This is a genomic window from Streptomyces sp. NPDC005752 (assembly GCF_040630715.1).
In the GTDB taxonomy this organism is placed as follows: Bacteria; Actinomycetota; Actinomycetes; order Streptomycetales; family Streptomycetaceae; genus Streptomyces.
On sequence record NZ_JBEXYB010000017.1, the window covers coordinates 33,581 to 51,418 of the forward strand.

A 17,838-nucleotide genomic window follows, 5' to 3' on the forward strand; every position below is an offset into this window, starting at 1 on the left:
GGAAGAGAACCATGGCCGAGTCCGAGAAGCCCGACACCAGGATGGTCGAGGCGCTGCGCGCCTCGCTCAAGGAGATCGAGCGGCTGCGGGAGCGCAACCGGGCGCAGACCGCCGCCACTCGCGAACCGATCGCGATCGTGGGTATGGCATGCCGCTACCCGGGCGGAGTCCGTTCACCCGAGGACCTGTGGCGCCTCGTCGCGGAGGGCCGCGACGGCATCGGCGCGTTCCCCGACGACCGCGGCTGGGACCCGGACCTGCACGATCCGGTACCGGGCGCCCCGGGCCGCTCCTCCACGGGCGAGGGCGGATTCCTCTACGACGCCGGGGACTTCGACGCCGCGTTCTTCGGTATCTCCCCGCACGAGGCACTGGTGATGGACCCGCAGCAGCGGCTCCTGCTGGAAGGTTCCTGGGAGGCGCTGGAGCACGCCGGCATCGATCCGTCGTCGCTGCGCGGCAGCCCCACCGGGGTGTTCGCGGGCGTCATGTACCACGACTACTTCGGCAGCTTCGGCTCCGGCAGCGTCGTCTCGGGCAGGGTCGCCTACGCCCTCGGACTGGAGGGCCCCGCCCTCACCGTCGACACCGCGTGCTCCTCCTCCCTGGTCACGCTCCACCTGGCCGCGCAGGCACTGCGCCAGGGAGAGTGCACCCTCGCCCTGGCCGGCGGAGTGACGGTCATGGCCTCACCGGGCACCTACGTCGAGTTCAGCCGCCAGGGCGCCCTCTCCCCGGACGGCCGGTGCCGGTCCTTCTCCGACGACGCGAACGGCACCGGGTTCTCCGAAGGACTCGGTGTGCTGGTGTTGGAGCGGTTGTCGGATGCGCGGCGGTCGGGGCACCGGGTGTTGGCGTTGGTGCGGGGGAGTGCGGTGAATCAGGATGGTGCGTCGAATGGTCTGACGGCGCCGAATGGTCCGTCTCAGCAGCGGGTGTTGGGTCAGGCGTTGGTGTCGGCGGGTGTGTCGGCGGCTGATGTGGATGTGGTGGAGGCGCACGGTACGGGGACGGAGTTGGGTGATCCGATCGAGGCGCAGGCGTTGTTGGCGACGTACGGTCAGGGTCGGCCGGTGGAGCGTCCGTTGTGGTTGGGGTCGGTGAAGTCGAACCTGGGGCATACGCAGGCGGCTGCGGGTGTGGCGGGTGTGATGAAGATGGTGTTGGCGTTGGGGGAGGGGGTGTTGCCCCGTTCGTTGTATGCGGGTGAGCCGTCGCGGAAGGTGGATTGGGGTGCGGGGCGGGTTCGGTTGCTGGATGTGGAGCGGGAGTGGGTGCGGGGTGAGCGGGTGCGTCGTGCGGGGGTGTCGTCGTTCGGGATCAGTGGGACGAACGCGCATGTGATCCTGGAGGAGGCACCCGACGACGACACCACCCCGCACCCGGAGCCCGAACCCCACGCCCCGGCCGTCATGCTGCCCCTGTCCGCCCGTTCCGCGCACGCCCTCCCCGCACAGGCCGAGCGGCTGCGCGACTTCCTCGACGCCCGTCCCGGACAGCCGGTGTCCGCCGTCGCGAGGGCCCTGGGCACCCGGCGCGCGTCCTTCGGCCACCGGGCCGTCGTCGTCGGCGGCGACCGGGAGCAGATCAGGGCCGGCCTGGACGCCCTGGCCACCGGAAGCCCGTCGGCCACCGCCGTCACCGGCCGGGCCCGCACCGGTGGCCGCACCGCGTTCCTGTTCACCGGCCAGGGCGCCCAGCGCCCGGGCATGGGGCTGGAACTGCGCGCCCACTACCCGGTGTTCGCCGAGACGTTCGACGCGATCGACGCCCACCTCGGCCTGGACCTGGTGGACGTACTGAGAGGCGGCGACACCGAGGCGGTACACCGCACGCAGTACGCACAGACCGCCCTGTTCGCCTACGAGGTGGCTCTCTTCCGGCTGCTGGAGTCCTGGGGCGTACGCCCCGACGTGCTGTCGGGCCACTCCGTCGGGGAGATCGCCGCCGCCCACGTGGCCGGGGTGCTGGACCTGGCCGACGCCTGCACCCTGGTCGCCGCACGCGGCCGGCTCATGCAGGCCCTGCCCGAGGGCGGCGCGATGGTCGCCGTGCGGGCCGGCGAGGAGGAGGTCCGTCCGCTGCTGGACGAACGCGTCGGCCTGGCGGCGGTCAACGGACCGTCGGCAGTCGTCCTGTCCGGGGAGCGCGAGGCGGTGCTCTCCGCCGCCGCCGGCTTCGCGAAGACCAAGCGGCTCAGCGTCTCGCACGCCTTCCACTCCCCGATGATGGACGCCATGCTCGACGACTTCCACGCGGTCGTCGAGCAGCTCACCTTCCACGAACCCCGCATCGACGTGGTCTCGGCGCTCACCGGGCTCCCCGCCACCGGGGAGCAACTGCGCGACCCCCGGTACTGGGTGCGGCACGTGCGCGGCACCGTCCGCTTCTCCGACGCCGTCGCAGCCCTCGCCGCGTCGGGCGTCACCCGCTACGTCGAAGTCGGTCCCGACGCCGTCCTGACCGGGCTCGTCCGGGACTGCGTAGGCGAGGACGGCGCGGCCTTCGTGGCCCTCGGCCGACGCCACGGCACCGAGCCGGCGGCCCTGCTGTCCGGGCTCGCCCGGCTGCACGCCGACGGCCTGCCCCTGGACTGGGCCGCGTTCTTCCCCGGTACGGTCCGCGCCGAGCTGCCCACGTACGCGTTCCGGCACGAACGGTACTGGCTGAACGCCGACGTCCCCCTGACCATGGACGGGCCCACCGGGCAGCCGGCCGCCGGCCCGGCCGGTTCCGTCGCGCCCGCCGCGGTCCCCGAGGCACAGGGGCTGCGGGAACGGCTGGCGGCGGCCCCGGAGGCCGAGCAGGAGGCCCTGCTCGCCGACCTGGTGCGGGCACAGACCGCCGCGATCCTCGGACACGCGGGACCACAGGCCGTCGAACCCGACGACGCCTTCCTGGAGATCGGCATGGACTCCGTCTCCGCCGCCGAACTGCGCGGAGCCCTCGCCGACGCCCTCGGCGTCACCGTCGCGGCCGGGGTCGTCTTCGACCACCGCACGCCCGCCGCGCTCGCCGCCCACCTTCGCGGACACCTCGCCGGGGCCGACGCCGGGCCGGCGGACGACGACATCGAATCGGTCAGCGGGCTGGTGCGGCGCGCGGCGGCCGACGGCAACTGGGAACGAGCCATGACGCTGCTGCACAGTGCGGCGGACATCCTGCCGGGCTTCTCCTCGGCGGCCGAGTTCGGCGACGTGCGCGACCCCGTGCGCCTGGCGACGGGGGACGAGGGGCTCCGCCTGCTCTGCCTGCCCTCGCCGATGGCGCTGGGAGGCGCCCACCAGTACGCGCGGTTCGCCCGGCACTTCCAGGGCCGGCGCGACGTGCTGGTCCCGGACGTGCCCGGCTTCGTTCCGGGGGAGCCGTTGCCGCGCTCCGTCGAGGCGGTCGTGGAGGTCGTGGTCGACGGCATCCGGCGTGCCTGCGCCGACGGACGGCCCTACGTGCTCCTCGGCTACTCATCCGGCGGACAGTTCGCCCACGCGGCGGCCGAGGCGATGGAGAAAGCCGGCCGGCCGGCCTCCGGCGTGGTCCTGCTGGACACCTACCTGCTCGCCGACGACGGCACCGAACAGCTCCGGCGCGAGATGTTCAACGGCATGCTGGACCGCGAATCGTCCGTGGGCGGCTTCGGCACCGCACGCCTCGCGGCGATGAGCCGCTACAGCGACCTGATCCCGGACTGTCTGCCGGGCGCGCTGAGCGCTCCTGTGCTGTTCGTCCGGCCCGAGGAGCCCTTCGCGCCCGGTCTCGACGGCTGGCAGGCGGTCTGGGAGGGCACACACGAACTCGCCGAGGTACCCGGCACGCACTTCACGGTCATGGAGGACAGGGCCGAATCCACGGCCGGAGCGGTGGAGAAGTGGCTCTCCGGCATCGCGGCGGCCTGATGCCGGGAGCACCGGAGGGGGCCGGCGGCCGTGCGGCACGCACCGGTCGCCGGCCCCGCAGCGGGACGCGGCGGCCTGAAGGCCGCCGCTCCGCGGCGTCGTCACTCACCCGCCTCACGGAAATGCGACATCCAGGCCTGAATATCACACCGAATGGTGTCCGGATGCACACCCAGTCGTACAGCGACATCTTGCGCGGCGAGTTCTGTCTGCCAATCACTGCGCTGCAGAGCAAGCCACATCGTCGTACCGCGAGGACCGCACCTGTGGCGTTTTCCCGTAAGCGGCACGAACAGTTCCAGGTGCCCGTCGGGCCGCACGCTGGCGATCAGCCCGTGGTTACGCCCCATGCCGCACCGGCCTCGCGTGTGCGGTGCCGTCATACCTCTCGGCCGTGGGCAAGCCGGCTGTCCTGGACACAGAGAATCCCATCGCTCGACGTTTTTCGGATGCTTCGACGTTACCCGTTCACTCACATTGTGGCACTGGCAGTGACCGCATTTTTACGGTGGGGTAAACGATTCGGACAACGGGGCGGAAGTTGCACTGTCCTGCGGGTATTTCTGCCCCCTTGACAAGGTGTCGGTATCCCTTTCGAGGAAATGGTGTTCCGGCCCCGGTCGAGCGGAGGGAGATCGTGCAGTGGCTCGAAGGGCGGGCGCCCCCTGCGGAAACTGCTGAAGGCGCCACCAGGATCACCGAAATCGTGAAGACCTTCGACCCTCTTCACGACGCCTCGACGTGAACTCGGAAAAAGCTCCATGGCATGGAACTGCTGCACGACTCCACATACATGCGTACGGAGGTAGAGAAACCTCTACCTCGAATCGGCGGTATAAGGCCAATGTGCGGCGGCCCAGCCACTCCTAATCTGATCCACAGACACCGCGTGGGAAGCGCGTCATTTCATTGGGGAGCACGATGCACACATCACACGACCTCCGCCGGACGGAGGCGGTACGACTGGACACCGTGTCGAAGATCTATGGGCGAGCTGACAGCCAGGTGGCCGCGCTCCGGGAACTCTCCATGAGCTTCGCCGACGCCACCTTCACCGCGGTGATGGGACCGTCCGGTTCCGGCAAGAGCACCTTCCTGCACTGCGCCGCGGGCCTGGTCAGGCCCACGTCCGGAACCGTGACCGTCGGTGACACCGACCTCGCCGGCCTGGACGACACCCAGCTGACCATGCTCCGCCGCGACCGGATCGGCTTCATCTTCCAGTCGTTCAACCTGCTGCCCGCCCTGACGGTGATGCAGAACATCACCCTGCCGCTGCAACTCGCCGGAAAGCGGCCCGACAAGAACCTGATCCGCACCGTCGTCCAGCGCGTGGGCCTGGCCGACCGCCTCGGCCACCTGCCGTCCGAGCTGTCCGGCGGCCAGCAGCAGCGCGTCGCCATCGCGCGCGCCCTGGTCACCCAGCCCGCCGTGGTCTTCGCCGACGAGCCCACCGGGGCGCTGGACACCCGTACCGCGTCGGCCGTGCTCTCGCTGCTGCGCGAGTCCGTCGACACGGCCCGCCAGACCCTGGTCATGGTCACCCACGACCCGGTGGCCGCCTCGTACGCCGACCGCGTCGTCTTCCTCGCCGACGGCGCCTTCGCAGGCGAACTGCACCGGCCCACGGCCGACGCGGTCGCGGCGCGGATGACACGGCTCGGCGCCTGGGAGGACGAGAACCGTCAGCAGGCCACGCCCATGACGACCGGAGGGCTGTACTGATGTGGCGGCTCGCCCTGCGCACCCTGAAGTTCCGGCGGACCAGTTTCGTCGCGACCTTCCTCGCCATGTTCCTCGGCGCCGCGATCGTCATCGGCTGCGGCGGCCTGATGGAGACCGGCGTCCGGATGGCCGCCGACCCGCTGCGCCTGGACAACGCCCCGGTCGTGGTCACCGGCGAACAGTCCTACGACGGTGCCGCCCTGACCGAACGGCACCGCATCGACCCGGCGCTGCTCGGTGAGGTGGCTGGTGCGGACGGCGTCCGCGAAGCCGTCGGCGACGTGTCCTTCCCCGCCACCGTCCTCAAGGACGGCAAGGCACTGACCGGCGAGGACGCCTCGTACGGTCACGGCTGGGCCGGTGCCCGGCTCACCCCCTATACCCTCGCCGCCGGCGCCTCCCCCGTCGCCGGCGGCGAGGTCGTACTCGACTCCGGGCTCGCCGAGCGCGCCGGTGCCCGCCCGGGTTCCGTCGTCGAGATCGTCGTGGGCGGCGACACCCGGCGGTTCACGGTCAGTGGTGTCGCCGGCCAGCGCGGCGACGGCAACCCCGACGCCGCGCTGTTCTTCAGCGACGAGCAGGCCCGCACCCTGGCCGGCGGCCGGATCGACTCGATCGGCGTACTGCCGGAGAACGGCGCGGACACCGCGGCGGTCGCCGGCACGGTGCGCTCCGTCGTCGGCGACCGGGCCGAGGTGCTCACCGGCGAGCGGCGCGGCCTGGCGGAACTGCCCGGCACCCTCGCCAGCCAGCGCACCGTCGTGATCCTGGCGGCCATCTTCGGCTCGTCCGTGGTGCTGATCGTGATGTTCGGCGTCGCCTCCACCCTCGGGCTGTCGCTCCAGCAGCGCACCCGGGAGATGGCCCTGCTGCGGGCCGTGGGCTCCACCCCGCAGCAACTGCGCCGGATGATCCTCATCGAGACCGCGTTGCTTTCCGTGGCCTCGGTACTGCTGGCCCTGTACCCGGGGTATCTTCTCGGCCGGCTGCTCTTCGGCGTGCTCACCTCCAGCGGCGTCGTCTCGTCGGCGATCGTCTACCACGCCGGCTGGATGCCGATGGCCGTCGGTGCCGTCGTCACCGTGCTCGCCGCAGCCGGGGCCACCCGCTTCGCGGGCCGTCGCGCCGCCCGCACCGAACCGGTGGCCGCCCTGGCCGAGTCCGCCGCGGGCACCCGCTGGTTCAGCGTGCCACGCCTGCTGATCGCGCTGTTCTTCCTCGCCAACGGCATCGGCCTCGCCGTCGCCACCGCCACGGTGATGGAGGACGGCCCCACCCTCGCCAGCACCGCCGGACCCGCCTCCGTGCTGTTCTGCATCGGCCTGGCGCTGCTCGCCCCCGGCATCACCAAGGTGATGGTCGCCCTGCTGCACCTGCCGGTGCGCGCCTTCTCCGGCATCCCCGGCATGCTCGCCCTGCGCAACGCCACCACGGCCAACGTCCGTATGGCCGGCGCCGTCGCACCCATCGTCCTGCTCATCGGCATCGCCACCGGCACTCTCTACATGCAGGCCACCGAGGACCACGTCTCCCAGAGCTCCTACGACCAGAACGTCCTGGCCGACTACGTCCTCGACTCCACCACGGGCGGATTCGCCCCCGCCGTCGTCGACCGCGTCCGGTCGACCCCCGGCGTGGCCGCCGCCTCGGAGTTCGTCACCAGCCGCGGATTCGTCGACGCCCCCGACGGGCGTGCCGACACCGAAATGCGGGGCGTGTCCGCCGAAGGCGTGCGGCAGAGCCTCGACCTGCGGCCCGTCGCCGGATCCCTGTCCGGCCTGCGCGGCGACACCGTCGCCCTCTCCGACAAGAAGGCCGAGGAGTACGGCGTGGCGATCGGGGACCGGCTTCCGCTGCGCCTCGGCGACGGCACCGCCGTACGACCCACCGTCGTCGCCCTGTACGCCGACAACCCCAAGCAGCAGTACGTGACCCTGCCCGCGGCGACCCTGGCCCCGCACACGAGCGACGGGCTCCCGCACCAGATCCTGGTCCGTTCCGAATCGGGCGGCCCGGCCGAACTCCGCGACACGCTGGCCGGGCTGGCGGCGAGTGTGCCCGGCACCGAACTGGACGACGGGGACTCGCTGGCCGGCCGGAACAACCAGATCCAGCAGATCCTGGTCGCCGCGAACTATACGATCGTCGCCATGATCGTCGGATACGCCGCCATCACCGTCGTCAACACGCTCGTGGCGGTGACACGCAAGCGCCGTGCCGAGTTCGGCCTCCAGCAGTTGACGGGGGCCACGCGCCGCCAGGTGCTCGGGATGCTGACCGTCGAGGGCGTACTCATCGGAATCATCGCCACCGTCCTCGGCACGATCGCCGCGGCGACCACCATCGTGCCGTACAGCATGGTCAAGTCCGACTCCTATATGCCCTCCGGGTCCATCGGCATCTACCTCGCCATCGTCGGAGGGTCCCTGGTGCTGGTCTTCGGCGCCACGCTCCTGCCCTCGTGGCGCGGCATGCGCACGCCCGCCGTCGACTCGGTGAAGGCCGCGTGAGCTCTCTCCGAACCGGACCGTCCCCGGCACCCCCGTCCGGGGACGGTCCTTCCCCCGCCCGTCCCCGCGAATGGGAGGATGGGCGCATGCGACTGAGCCGGGCCGCCAAGGACACACTGGTCGGCGCACTGATCGCCGCCGGAGCCCTGGCCTCGGTCGTGCTCTTCCTCACGACCACGTACTTCGTCGTCCTCTGCCTCATCGGGATCGGCTTCCTCGCCCTGCCCCACCTGACCACCGCGGTGCGCTGGGTCTGCGACCTGAACCGGCGTGCGGCCGCCCGCTCCGGAGTCCCGGTGGAACGGCCCTACCGGCCCGAACCGGAGCAGATCGAGCGGGACATCGTCGGCTGGGTGCGCCGCTGCAAGTGGATCCTGGCCGACCCGGCGAGCTGGCGGGACCTCCTGTGGCTGCTCCTCAACAGTGTCGTCGGCCTGCTGCTCGGCAGCGCCCCGGCCGCACTGCTGTACTACGCGGGGGAGGGGCTGGTGCTGGCCTCCGGCCTGTGGCGGCCCGTCGCCGCCGACGGCGTGGGCCGCTGGTACGCCTTCATCACCGTCGACAGCTGGCCCGCCGCCCTCGCCGCGGCCCTGGCGGCACTCGCCGTGTTCGTCGGCTGGCTCCACCTCAGCCCCTGGATCCTGAAGGGCTACGCCTACTTCGTCCTGTTCCTGCTGGGTCCGACCCAGCGCGCGCGCCTGTCCTCCCGGGTGCGCCACCTGTCGGAGACGCGCTCCGGCGCGCTCGACATCCAGGCCGCCGAACTGCGCCGCATCGAACGCGACCTGCACGACGGCGCCCAGGCCCGGCTGGTCAGCCTCGGCCTCACCCTCGGCGCCGTCGACCGGCAGCTGGACCGGAACACCGACGAGGCCCGCCGGCTGCTGAACGACGCCCGCAGTTCCTCCGTACAGGCTCTGCGCGAGCTGCGGGGCCTGGTCCGGGGCATCCACCCCCCGGTGCTCGCCGAGCGCGGACTCGCCGACGCCGTGCGGGCATTGGGCCTGGCCAGTCCACTGCCCGTCACGGTCGTCGCCGCCCTGCCCGGGAAACTGCCCGATCCGGTGGAGTCCGCCATCTACTTCTCCGTGTCGGAACTGCTCACCAACGCCCTCAAGCACGCCGACGCCGGACAGGTCGAGGTGGCTCTGCACTACGCGGACGGCGCCCTGCACGGGCAGGTCACCGACGACGGCCGAGGGGGTGCCGAGATGTCGGCCGGGAGCGGCCTGGAGGGCATCCGGCGACGGCTGGCATCCTTTGACGGCGTCCTGGAGATCAACAGTCCCCCGGGCGGTCCGACCGTCATGAAAATGGAGTTGCCGTGCGCGTTGTCCTCGCCGAAGACCTCTTCCTCCTGAGGCAGGGAATCATCCAACTGCTCGAGGCCTACGACTGCGAGGTGGTCGCCGCCGTCGACAACGGGACGGACCTGAGACAGGCCATCGCCGAACACCGTCCCGACGTGGCCGTGGTGGACGTCCGCTTACCTCCGACGTTCACCACCGAGGGCCTGCAGGCGGCCCTGCTCGCCCGCCGCGAGCAACCCGGCCTGCCGATCCTCGTGCTGTCCCAGCACGTCGAGCAGATGTACGCCCGCGAACTGCTGGCCGACGGCACGGGCGGCATCGGCTACCTGCTCAAGGACAGCGTCCTCGACGACAGGCAGTTCATCGACGCCGTCCGCCGGGTCGCGGCCGGAGGCATGGCCATGGACCCCACCGTCGTGGCCCAGCTGATGACGTCCCACTCCCGCGACGAGCCGCTGTCCGCGCTCACGGCACGGGAGCGCGTCGTGCTGGAGCTCATGGCGGAAGGGTGCTCCAACACCGCCATCGCCCAGCGGCTGACCGTCACCGAGGGCGCGGCGGCCAAGCACATCTCGAACATCTTCTCCAAGCTGATGCTCCCCCCGTCGAGTGACAACAACCGCCGCGTCCTGGCGGTGCTGGCCTACCTCAACGCGTGAGTCCCCCGTCCGGACGCGGCGGTCAGGGTGTGTGTCCGCCGCGCACGGGCGGTTCGGCGACTTTCTACCAGCCGGTGTCCGCGGGCCTGTCCGCGGACACGGACGTGCTCGCCGTGCAGTACCCGGGGCGCCGGGACCGGCGGGCCGAGCCATGCGTCGCCACGATCGCCGATCGGGCGGCCGTACCGGCCGGCACCGGCTGACCGGTCCGTCCGGACGTGTGGCCGAGGCGGTCCTGACGGTACGGGCGGTGCGGAGTTACCCTGCGCGGACGATTCTTCACAGGAGGTACGGATGCGTCGTTCGGTCGGCCGGAGTGTGTCGTTCCCCATCGTGATCGCCGTCATCGGCTCGCTCGGCGCCGCGGCCCCCGCAGCCTCGGCGCCACCCGTGCCACCTCCCAAGTCCCCGCTTGCGGTGGGATACGGGGGAGCCGTGTCGAGTGTCGACGCGGACGCCTCGGCAGCCGGTATCGAGGTACTCCGCAAGGGAGGCAACGCTGTTGACGCGGCCGTCGCCACGGCAGCGGCACTGGGTGTGACCGAGCCCTACTCGGCGGGCATCGGCGGCGGCGGGTACTTCGTCCACTACGACGCCAGGACGGGCAGGGTACAGACCATCGACGGCCGCGAGACCGCCCCACGCAGTGCGGACTCCTCGCTCTTCCTGGAGAACGGGCAGCCGATCCCCTTCAACGACGCCGTCACCAGCGGACTCGGTGTGGGCACCCCCGGCACACCCGCCACCTGGGAGAAGGCGCTCGACGCCTGGGGCAGCAAGCCGCTCGGGCGACTGCTCGAACCGGCGGAGCGGCTGGCCCGCGACGGATTCGTCGTGGACGACACCTTCCGCTCCCAGACCGCGGCGAACGAGGCACGGTTCGCCGACTTTCCCGCTTCCGCCGAACTCTTCCTTCCCGGCGGGCAGTTGCCGGTGACGGGGTCGGTGTTCAAGAACCCCGACCTCGCCCGCACCTACCGGACACTGGGCCGCGAGGGCGTCGACGAGCTGTACCGGGGCGAGCTGGCCCGGGACATCGTGACGACGGTGCGAAAGCCCCCCGTGGACCCGGCGGCGGTGCGTGTCGTGCGTCCGGGGGATCTGACGACCAGGGACCTGAAGGCGTACCGCGCGCTGCGCCAGGCCCCGACGAAGACCGCCTACCGGGGCCTGGACGTGTACGGCATCGCGCCGTCCTCGTCCGGCGGTACGAGCGTGGGTGAGGCCCTCAACATCCTCGAGTCGACCGACCTTTCGAAGGCGAGCCAGACGCAGTACCTGCACCGTCTCATCGAGGCGAGCCGGATCGCGTTCGCCGACCGGGGCCGGTGGGTCGGGGACCCCGCGTTCGAGGACGTGCCGACGCGGGAGCTTCTCAGCCAGCGGTTCGCGGACTCGCGCGAGTGCCTCATCAAGGACGACGCGGTGCTCACCAGCCCGCTCCCCCCGGGCGACCCGCGCAACCCCACCCGCTGCGCCACCGGGGGCGAAGCCGCCCCGACCACGTTCGAGGGCGAGAACACCACACACCTGACGACCGCCGACAAGTGGGGCAACGTGGTCGCGTACACCCTGACGATCGAGTCGACGGGCGGCAGCGGCATCACGGTGCCGGGGCGGGGGTTCCTGCTCAACAACGAGCTGACCGACTTCTCGTTCGCGCCGGCGAATCCGGCGGTCCACGACCCGAATCTTCCCGGTCCGGCCAAGCGCCCGCGCTCGTCGATCTCGCCGACCATCGTGCTGGAGCACGGAAAGCCCGTACTGGCGCTGGGATCGCCGGGCGGTGCCACGATCATCACCACGGTCCTGCAGTCCCTGACGGGCCACCTGGACCGGGGGCTGCCGCTCGTCGAGGCGATCGCCGCCCCGCGTGCCAGCCAGCGCAACTCGGCCACGACCGAGATCGAGCCGGGGCTGTGGAACAGCCCGGTGCGCACGGAGTTGGAGGCCCTCGGGCACGTGTTCAAGGCGAACCCGGAGATCGGGGCCGCCACGGGCGTCCAGCGCCTTCCGGGAGGACGCTGGCTCGCGGCAGCCGAAAAGGTGCGGCGCGGTGGCGGGTCGGCCATGGTGGTATCGCCGAGCGGCGGTTCGTGACCGATCGGCACAAGCAGGGGCCTCGGGGCCGGAAGGGCGTGGTTCGTCGCGCCTTTCCGGCCCCGAGGCCTTGACGCGGCCGGTTGCCCACCCGCCGGCCGCGTCGGCAAGGAAGGCCCCACCGGGGGCCTTCGTGTCCAGTGAAAGGGCATCTACGACGGTGCGTACGCGAATGCTCGCCCTCTCCGCGCTCTCCGGCGCCGCTCTGCTCGCCGCGATACTCCCGGCCGAGGCGGCCGGGGACACGATAAGCCCGGTCGGGGCCGCCGAACTGCTGGCCAAGGTGAAGAACTGCACCCGGATCTCCCAGGGGAAGTACCGGACGGACCAGAGCGCGGCTGCCGCCACGGTCCCGGTCTGCGGCACCGACGAGGCCGTCTTCTGGGAGGCCGACATGGACATCGACTGCGACGGTCAGGTCAGCACCGTCTGCAACACGAGGACCGACCCCTCCTTCCAGCCCCAGACGGCGTTCCAGGGGTCGGACGGCACGTACCTGGACTCCGCCGAGGTGCCGTACGTCGTCGTCCCCGGCCCCGGCCCGCTCTGGAACTACACCACGGCGGGGATCAAGGGCGGCGGTGTGGCCGCCGTCATCTACGGCGGCAAGGTCCGCTACGCCGTCGTCGGCGACACGGGGCCCACCGGGATCATCGGAGAGGGCTCGTACGCCCTGGCCAAGGCGCTCGGCATCGACCCGGACCCCAGGACCGGCGGTACGGCCTCCGGTGTCACCTACATCCTCTTCAGGAACTCCAAGGCCTCACCGATCGAAAGTCCTGCCGCCGCCGTCACGGCCGGCGAGGAACTCGCCCGGAAGTTCGCCGGGGGAGCCTGAGGGCGCACGGTCGGAGCGCCGTCAGGACGCGGGGGGATGACCACCGTGTGTTCGGGGCCGGCCGGGGGCCGCGTGGAAGTCACCCGGCCGCCGCCGGTCAGCATCGGCTCGACGGCCGGCACGGTCCCGTGCCGCAGTGGCTGCCGCTGACGGCGTGAGCCGAGTAGGGTCGCGCCCGTGACTCTCCAGGACTTCGCCCGCAGCGAATACGTCAGCCTGACCACCTACCGGAAGGACGGCACGCCCGTCGCGACGCCAGTCTGGGCCGCGGCGGACGGCACGGCGCTGTACGTCTGGACGCGCTCCGACTCCTGGAAGGTCAAGCGGCTCCGCAAGGACAGCCGGGTCCTCGTCACCGTCTGTGATGCGCGCGGCCGCGTCGCCGAGGGAGCACCGAGCGCCGAGGGGACGGCCCGGCTGCTCGACGGCGACGCGATGCAGGCGGTGCGCAGGACGCTCGCCCGCAAGTACACCTGGAAGTTCTGGCTCGTGGACTGGCCCGCGATGGTCGTGCGGCTCGGCAAGCGGCCCCACACGGGGATCGCCGTCACCTTCTGAGCGGCGCGTCGGCCCGGCCGCGCGCTTCGGGAGCACCGTGCCGGAAAAGCGCGCGTAGTCCGCTCGTCAACGTGGTGGCCGCCACGACCTGGCTCGGTGCGAGACCGGAGCCCTGGGCCATCAATTGGATCACCGCGTACGCGATGACCCACACCGTCTTCCATCTCACCGACTGGGGCGGGAATCCGGGCGGACTGCCGCGGCTCCGGAGGCGACTACCCCGCCCTGCTGGCCGAGCGCGTCACCAGCCCGCTCGGCCTCGTGCCTCATCTGGAACCTCCGCCCGCGCCCGGGCGGCGCGCTGATCCACCACTCCGGGGGGACCCGCGGCTTCACCGCCTTCGCGGGCTTTCTCCCCGGCTCGGGCACGGGCCTCGTGGCCCTCACGAACACGGCTCCCACCCCCCTCGCACCGTTCGTCCAGTCCGCGTACGGGGCGCTCTGCGGGCTGGACGCCGCGCCCTGAGCGAAGGAGTGGACCGCTCGGGTGTGAAACATGATCGACTACGTCGGTTCACGGCGATGGTCTTGCCCCGCTGTGTGACGGGGCTTACGTTCTCCTCCTGTGCACCGTGTCTACGGGCGTAGAGAAGAGGCTCTCTGACGCCGCGTCGAAGGAGCAGCTCATGTCCCACGTCGTACGCGCCGCACTCGTCCAGGCGACCTGGACGGGCGACACCGAATCCATGATCGCCAAGCATGAGGAACACGCGCGTGAGGCCGCCCGGCAGGGCGCGCGGATCATCGGCTTCCAAGAGGTGTTCAACGCCCCCTACTTCTGCCAGGTCCAGGAGCCCGAGCACTACCGCTGGGCCGAGCCCGTCCCCGACGGCCCCACGGTCCGGCGCATGAGGGACCTCGCCCGGGAGACCGGCATGGTGATCGTCGTCCCCGTCTTCGAGGTCGAGCAGTCCGGCTTCTACTACAACACCGCGGCGGTGATCGACGCCGACGGTTCGTACCTCGGCAAGTACCGCAAGCACCACATCCCGCAGGTCAAGGGCTTCTGGGAGAAGTACTACTTCAAGCCCGGCAACGTCGGCTGGCCGGTCTTCGACACCGCAGTCGGCAAGGTCGGCGTCTACATCTGCTACGACCGGCACTTCCCCGAAGGCTGGCGGCAACTCGGTCTCAACGGCGCCCAGTTGGTTTACAACCCCTCCGCCACCTCCCGGGGCCTCTCCGGTTACCTGTGGCAGCTGGAACAGCCCGCGTCCGCCGTCGCCAACGAGTACTTCATCGCCGCGATCAACCGTGTCGGCCAGGAGGAGTACGGCGACAACGACTTCTACGGCACCAGCTACTTCGTCGATCCGCGCGGACAGTTCGTGGGTGAGGTCGCGAGTGACAAGGAAGAGGAACTGCTGGTGCGCGACCTGGACTTCGGCCTGATCGAGGAGGTCCGGCAGCAGTGGGCCTTCTACCGGGACCGCAGGCCTGACGCGTACGACGGGCTGGTGGAACCGTGACCGGACTGCACGAGCGGCATCTCGCCGTCAGCCCCGACTGGATGGCGCTCTACTACCGGCACCCCCTGGAGCTCACCCACGGCGAGGGCCGCCATGTCTGGGACGTGGACGGCAACCGCTACCTCGACTTCTTCGGCGGCATCCTCACCACGATGACGGCGCACGCCCTGCCCGAGGTGACCAAGGCCGTCTCCGAGCAGGCCGCGCGGCTCATCCACTCCTCGACCCTCTACCTCAACCGCCCGATGGTCGAGCTCGCCGAGCGGATCGCCGCGCTCTCGGGCATCCCCGACGCCCGGGTCTTCTTCACCACCTCGGGCACCGAGGCCAACGACGCGGCCCTGCTGCTCGCCACCGCCCACCGGGGGTCGAACCAGATCCTGGCGATGCGCAACAGCTACCACGGCAGGTCGTTCTCGGCCGTGTCCGTCACGGGCAACAGGGCCTGGTCGCCCACGAGCCTCTCGCCCCTGCAGACGCTGTACGTCCACGGCGGAGTCCGCAGCCGGGGGCCGTACGCGGAGCTGAGCGACGAACGCTTCATCGAAGCGTGTGTGGCGGATCTGGAGGACCTGCTCGGGCACACCCGGGACGCGGCGGCACTCATCGCCGAACCCGTGCAGGGGGTCGGCGGGTTCACCGCACCGCCCGACGGGCTGTACGCGGCCTTCCGCGAGGTCCTGGACCGGCACGGGATCCTGTGGATCTCCGACGAGGTGCAGACCGGCTGGGGGCGCACGGGCGACCATTTCTGGGGCTGGCAGGCGCACGCTTCGAGCGGGCCCCCGGACATCCTCACCTTCGCCAAGGGCATCGGCAACGGCATGTCCGTCGGCGGAGTCGTCGCCCGCGCCGACGTCATGAACTGCCTGGACGCCAACTCCATCTCGACGTTCGGCGGGTCCCCGGTCACGATGGCGGCCGGGCTCGCCAACCTGGCGTACCTGCTGGAGCACGACCTCCAGGGCAACGCCCGGCGGGTCGGCGGCCTGCTCATCGAGCGTCTCCGGGCGGTCGGCGCGGGCTCGCCGGCCGTGCGGGAGGTACGTGGCAGGGGGCTCATGATCGGCCTCGAGCTGGTGAGGCCCGGCACCGACGAGGCGGACCCGGAGGCCGCTGCGGCCGTACTCGAAGCGGCCCGCGCGGGCGGGCTGCTCATCGGCAAGGGCGGCGGACACGACACCAGCGTCCTGCGGATCGCGCCGCCCCTGTCGCTGACCGTCGCCGAAGCCGAGGAGGGCGCGGAGATCCTGGGCGAGGCACTGCACGCGGCCGGGTGACGTGCCCGGGCGGGGGGAAATGCGTGAACGGTCTTCACGGGTGAGCAGAACCGGTATCGCCACAGCGAGGAGGGGTACATGAGCCGCACCGTCATCCACGGCGGTCTCGTCATCACCGCGTCGGACGAGATCCACGCCGACGTACTCATCGAGGGCGGACGCATCGCCGCCCTCGCCGCCCAGGGCACCGACGCCGCGGCGGGCTGGAGCGCCGACCGGAGGATCGACGCCACGGGGAAGTACGTCATCCCCGGCGGCGTCGACGCGCACACGCACATGGAGATGCCGTTCGGCGGGACCTACGCCGCCGACACCTTCGAGACCGGCACCCGGGCCGCGGCCTGGGGCGGCACCACGACGATCGTCGACTTCGCCATCCAGACCATGGGCCGCTCACTGCGTGAGGGACTCGACGCCTGGCACGCGAAGGCCGACGGCAACTGCGCCGTCGACTACGCCTTCCACATGATCCTGTCCGACGTGAACGAGTCCTCGCTCAAGGAGATGGACCACCTCGTGGCGGAGGGCATCACCTCGTTCAAGCTCTTCATGGCCTACCCGGGCGTGTTCTACAGCGACGACGGCCAGATCCTCCGTGCCATGCAGCGGGCCTCGGACAACGGCGGCCTGATCATGATGCACGCGGAGAACGGCATCGCCATCGACGTCCTGGTCGAGCAGGCGCTCGCCGAGGGGCGTACGGACCCGCGCCACCACGGCGACGTACGCAAAGTGGCGCTGGAGGCCGAGGCCACGCACCGGGCGGTCCAGCTCGCGAGGGTCGCGGGAGCGCCGCTGTACGTCGTCCACGTCTCCGCCGATGAAGCCCTCGCCGAGATCGCCGCCGCCCGCCACAAAGGGCTCCCGGTCTTCGGTGAGACCTGCCCCCAGTACCTCTTCCTCTCCACGGACAATCTCGCCGAGCCCGATTTCGAGGGCGCGAAGTACGTCTGCTCGACCCCGCTGCGCCCCCGGGAGCACCAGGAGGCGCTCTGGCGCGGTCTTCGTAACAACGAGCTCCAGGTCGTCTCCACCGACCACTGCCCGTTCTGCTTCACGGGACAGAAGGAGATGGGCCGCGGTGACTTCTCCAAGATCCCGAACGGCCTTCCGGGGGTGGAGAACCGCATGGACCTGCTCCACCAGGCCGTCGTCGACGGGCACATCTCCCGCCGCCGCTGGATCGAGATCGCCTGCGCCTCACCGGCGCGGATGTTCGGGCTCTACCCGCGCAAGGGGACGGTCGCGCCCGGCGCGGACGCCGACGTGGTGATCTACGACCCGCTCGCCGTCCAGACGCTGTCGGCCGAGACGCACCACATGAACGTCGACTACTCGGCCTACGAGGGCAGGAGGATCACGGGGCAGGTCGAGACGGTCGTCTCGCGCGGCGAAGTAGTCGTGGACCGGAGGAAGTACGTGGGCCGTGCCGGTCACGGCGCCTTTCTGCCACGTTCCACGTGCCAGTACCTGGGATGAACGAACCTCCACCTCAT

General features: G+C 71.1%; 12 protein-coding genes. All 12 read left to right on the forward strand.

What is annotated here, in order from left to right; translation table 11 throughout:
* Window positions 1-11 precede the first annotated feature (11 nt).
* The 12 genes from ABZ441_RS16255 (at window position 12) to hydA (ending at window position 17,821) form a co-directional block, all read left to right on the forward strand.
* Window positions 12-3,893: an alpha/beta fold hydrolase gene (locus ABZ441_RS16255; protein WP_358973629.1), complete on the forward strand. Its 3,882-nt coding sequence runs from the start codon at window positions 12-14 to the stop codon at window positions 3,891-3,893.
* A gap of 921 nt (window positions 3,894-4,814) precedes the next feature.
* On the forward strand, window positions 4,815-5,618 hold the full coding sequence (locus ABZ441_RS16260) for an ABC transporter ATP-binding protein (protein WP_358973632.1): 804 nt from the start codon (window positions 4,815-4,817) through the stop codon (window positions 5,616-5,618).
* Window positions 5,618-8,128: an FtsX-like permease family protein gene (locus ABZ441_RS16265; protein ID WP_358973634.1), complete on the forward strand. Its 2,511-nt coding sequence runs from the start codon at window positions 5,618-5,620 to the stop codon at window positions 8,126-8,128. The genes ABZ441_RS16260 and ABZ441_RS16265 overlap by 1 nt, the downstream gene beginning before the upstream one ends.
* A gap of 86 nt (window positions 8,129-8,214) precedes the next feature.
* The gene (locus ABZ441_RS16270; protein WP_358973636.1) at window positions 8,215-9,489 is read left to right on the forward strand and encodes a sensor domain-containing protein; all 1,275 of its coding nucleotides are present in this window, start codon (window positions 8,215-8,217) and stop codon (window positions 9,487-9,489) included.
* On the forward strand, window positions 9,453-10,097 hold the full coding sequence (locus ABZ441_RS16275; RefSeq protein ID WP_358973638.1) for a response regulator transcription factor: 645 nt from the start codon (window positions 9,453-9,455) through the stop codon (window positions 10,095-10,097). Before ABZ441_RS16270 ends, ABZ441_RS16275 begins: the two co-directional genes overlap by 37 nt.
* Window positions 10,094-10,300, forward strand: a complete 207-nt coding sequence (locus ABZ441_RS16280) for a thioesterase domain-containing protein (protein ID WP_358973641.1) — start codon at window positions 10,094-10,096, stop codon at window positions 10,298-10,300. Before ABZ441_RS16275 ends, ABZ441_RS16280 begins: the two co-directional genes overlap by 4 nt.
* Window positions 10,301-10,391: 91 nt before the next feature.
* Window positions 10,392-12,197, forward strand: coding sequence for a gamma-glutamyltransferase (gene ggt / locus ABZ441_RS16285; RefSeq protein ID WP_358973645.1), 1,806 nt, complete (start codon window positions 10,392-10,394; stop codon window positions 12,195-12,197).
* 160 nt (window positions 12,198-12,357) lie between these two features.
* Window positions 12,358-13,035 (forward strand): glycoside hydrolase family 75 protein, encoded by a 678-nt coding sequence (locus ABZ441_RS16290; protein ID WP_358973648.1) that lies wholly within the window; start codon window positions 12,358-12,360, stop codon window positions 13,033-13,035.
* 177 nt (window positions 13,036-13,212) lie between these two features.
* Window positions 13,213-13,593 (forward strand): PPOX class F420-dependent oxidoreductase, encoded by a 381-nt coding sequence (locus ABZ441_RS16295; RefSeq protein ID WP_358973650.1) that lies wholly within the window; start codon window positions 13,213-13,215, stop codon window positions 13,591-13,593.
* Between the two features lie 626 nt (window positions 13,594-14,219).
* Window positions 14,220-15,062, forward strand: a complete 843-nt coding sequence (locus tag ABZ441_RS16300; RefSeq protein WP_358973653.1) for a nitrilase-related carbon-nitrogen hydrolase — start codon at window positions 14,220-14,222, stop codon at window positions 15,060-15,062.
* A complete protein-coding gene (locus tag ABZ441_RS16305) occupies window positions 15,059-16,342 on the forward strand; it encodes an aspartate aminotransferase family protein (RefSeq protein WP_358973656.1) in 1,284 nt (427 codons plus the stop codon). Before ABZ441_RS16300 ends, ABZ441_RS16305 begins: the two co-directional genes overlap by 4 nt.
* A gap of 78 nt (window positions 16,343-16,420) precedes the next feature.
* Window positions 16,421-17,821 carry a dihydropyrimidinase gene (gene hydA / locus ABZ441_RS16310; RefSeq protein WP_358973659.1) on the forward strand — a complete coding sequence of 467 codons (1,401 nt, stop codon included), beginning with the start codon at window positions 16,421-16,423 and terminating at the stop codon, window positions 17,819-17,821.
* Window positions 17,822-17,838: the final 17 nt, after the last annotated feature.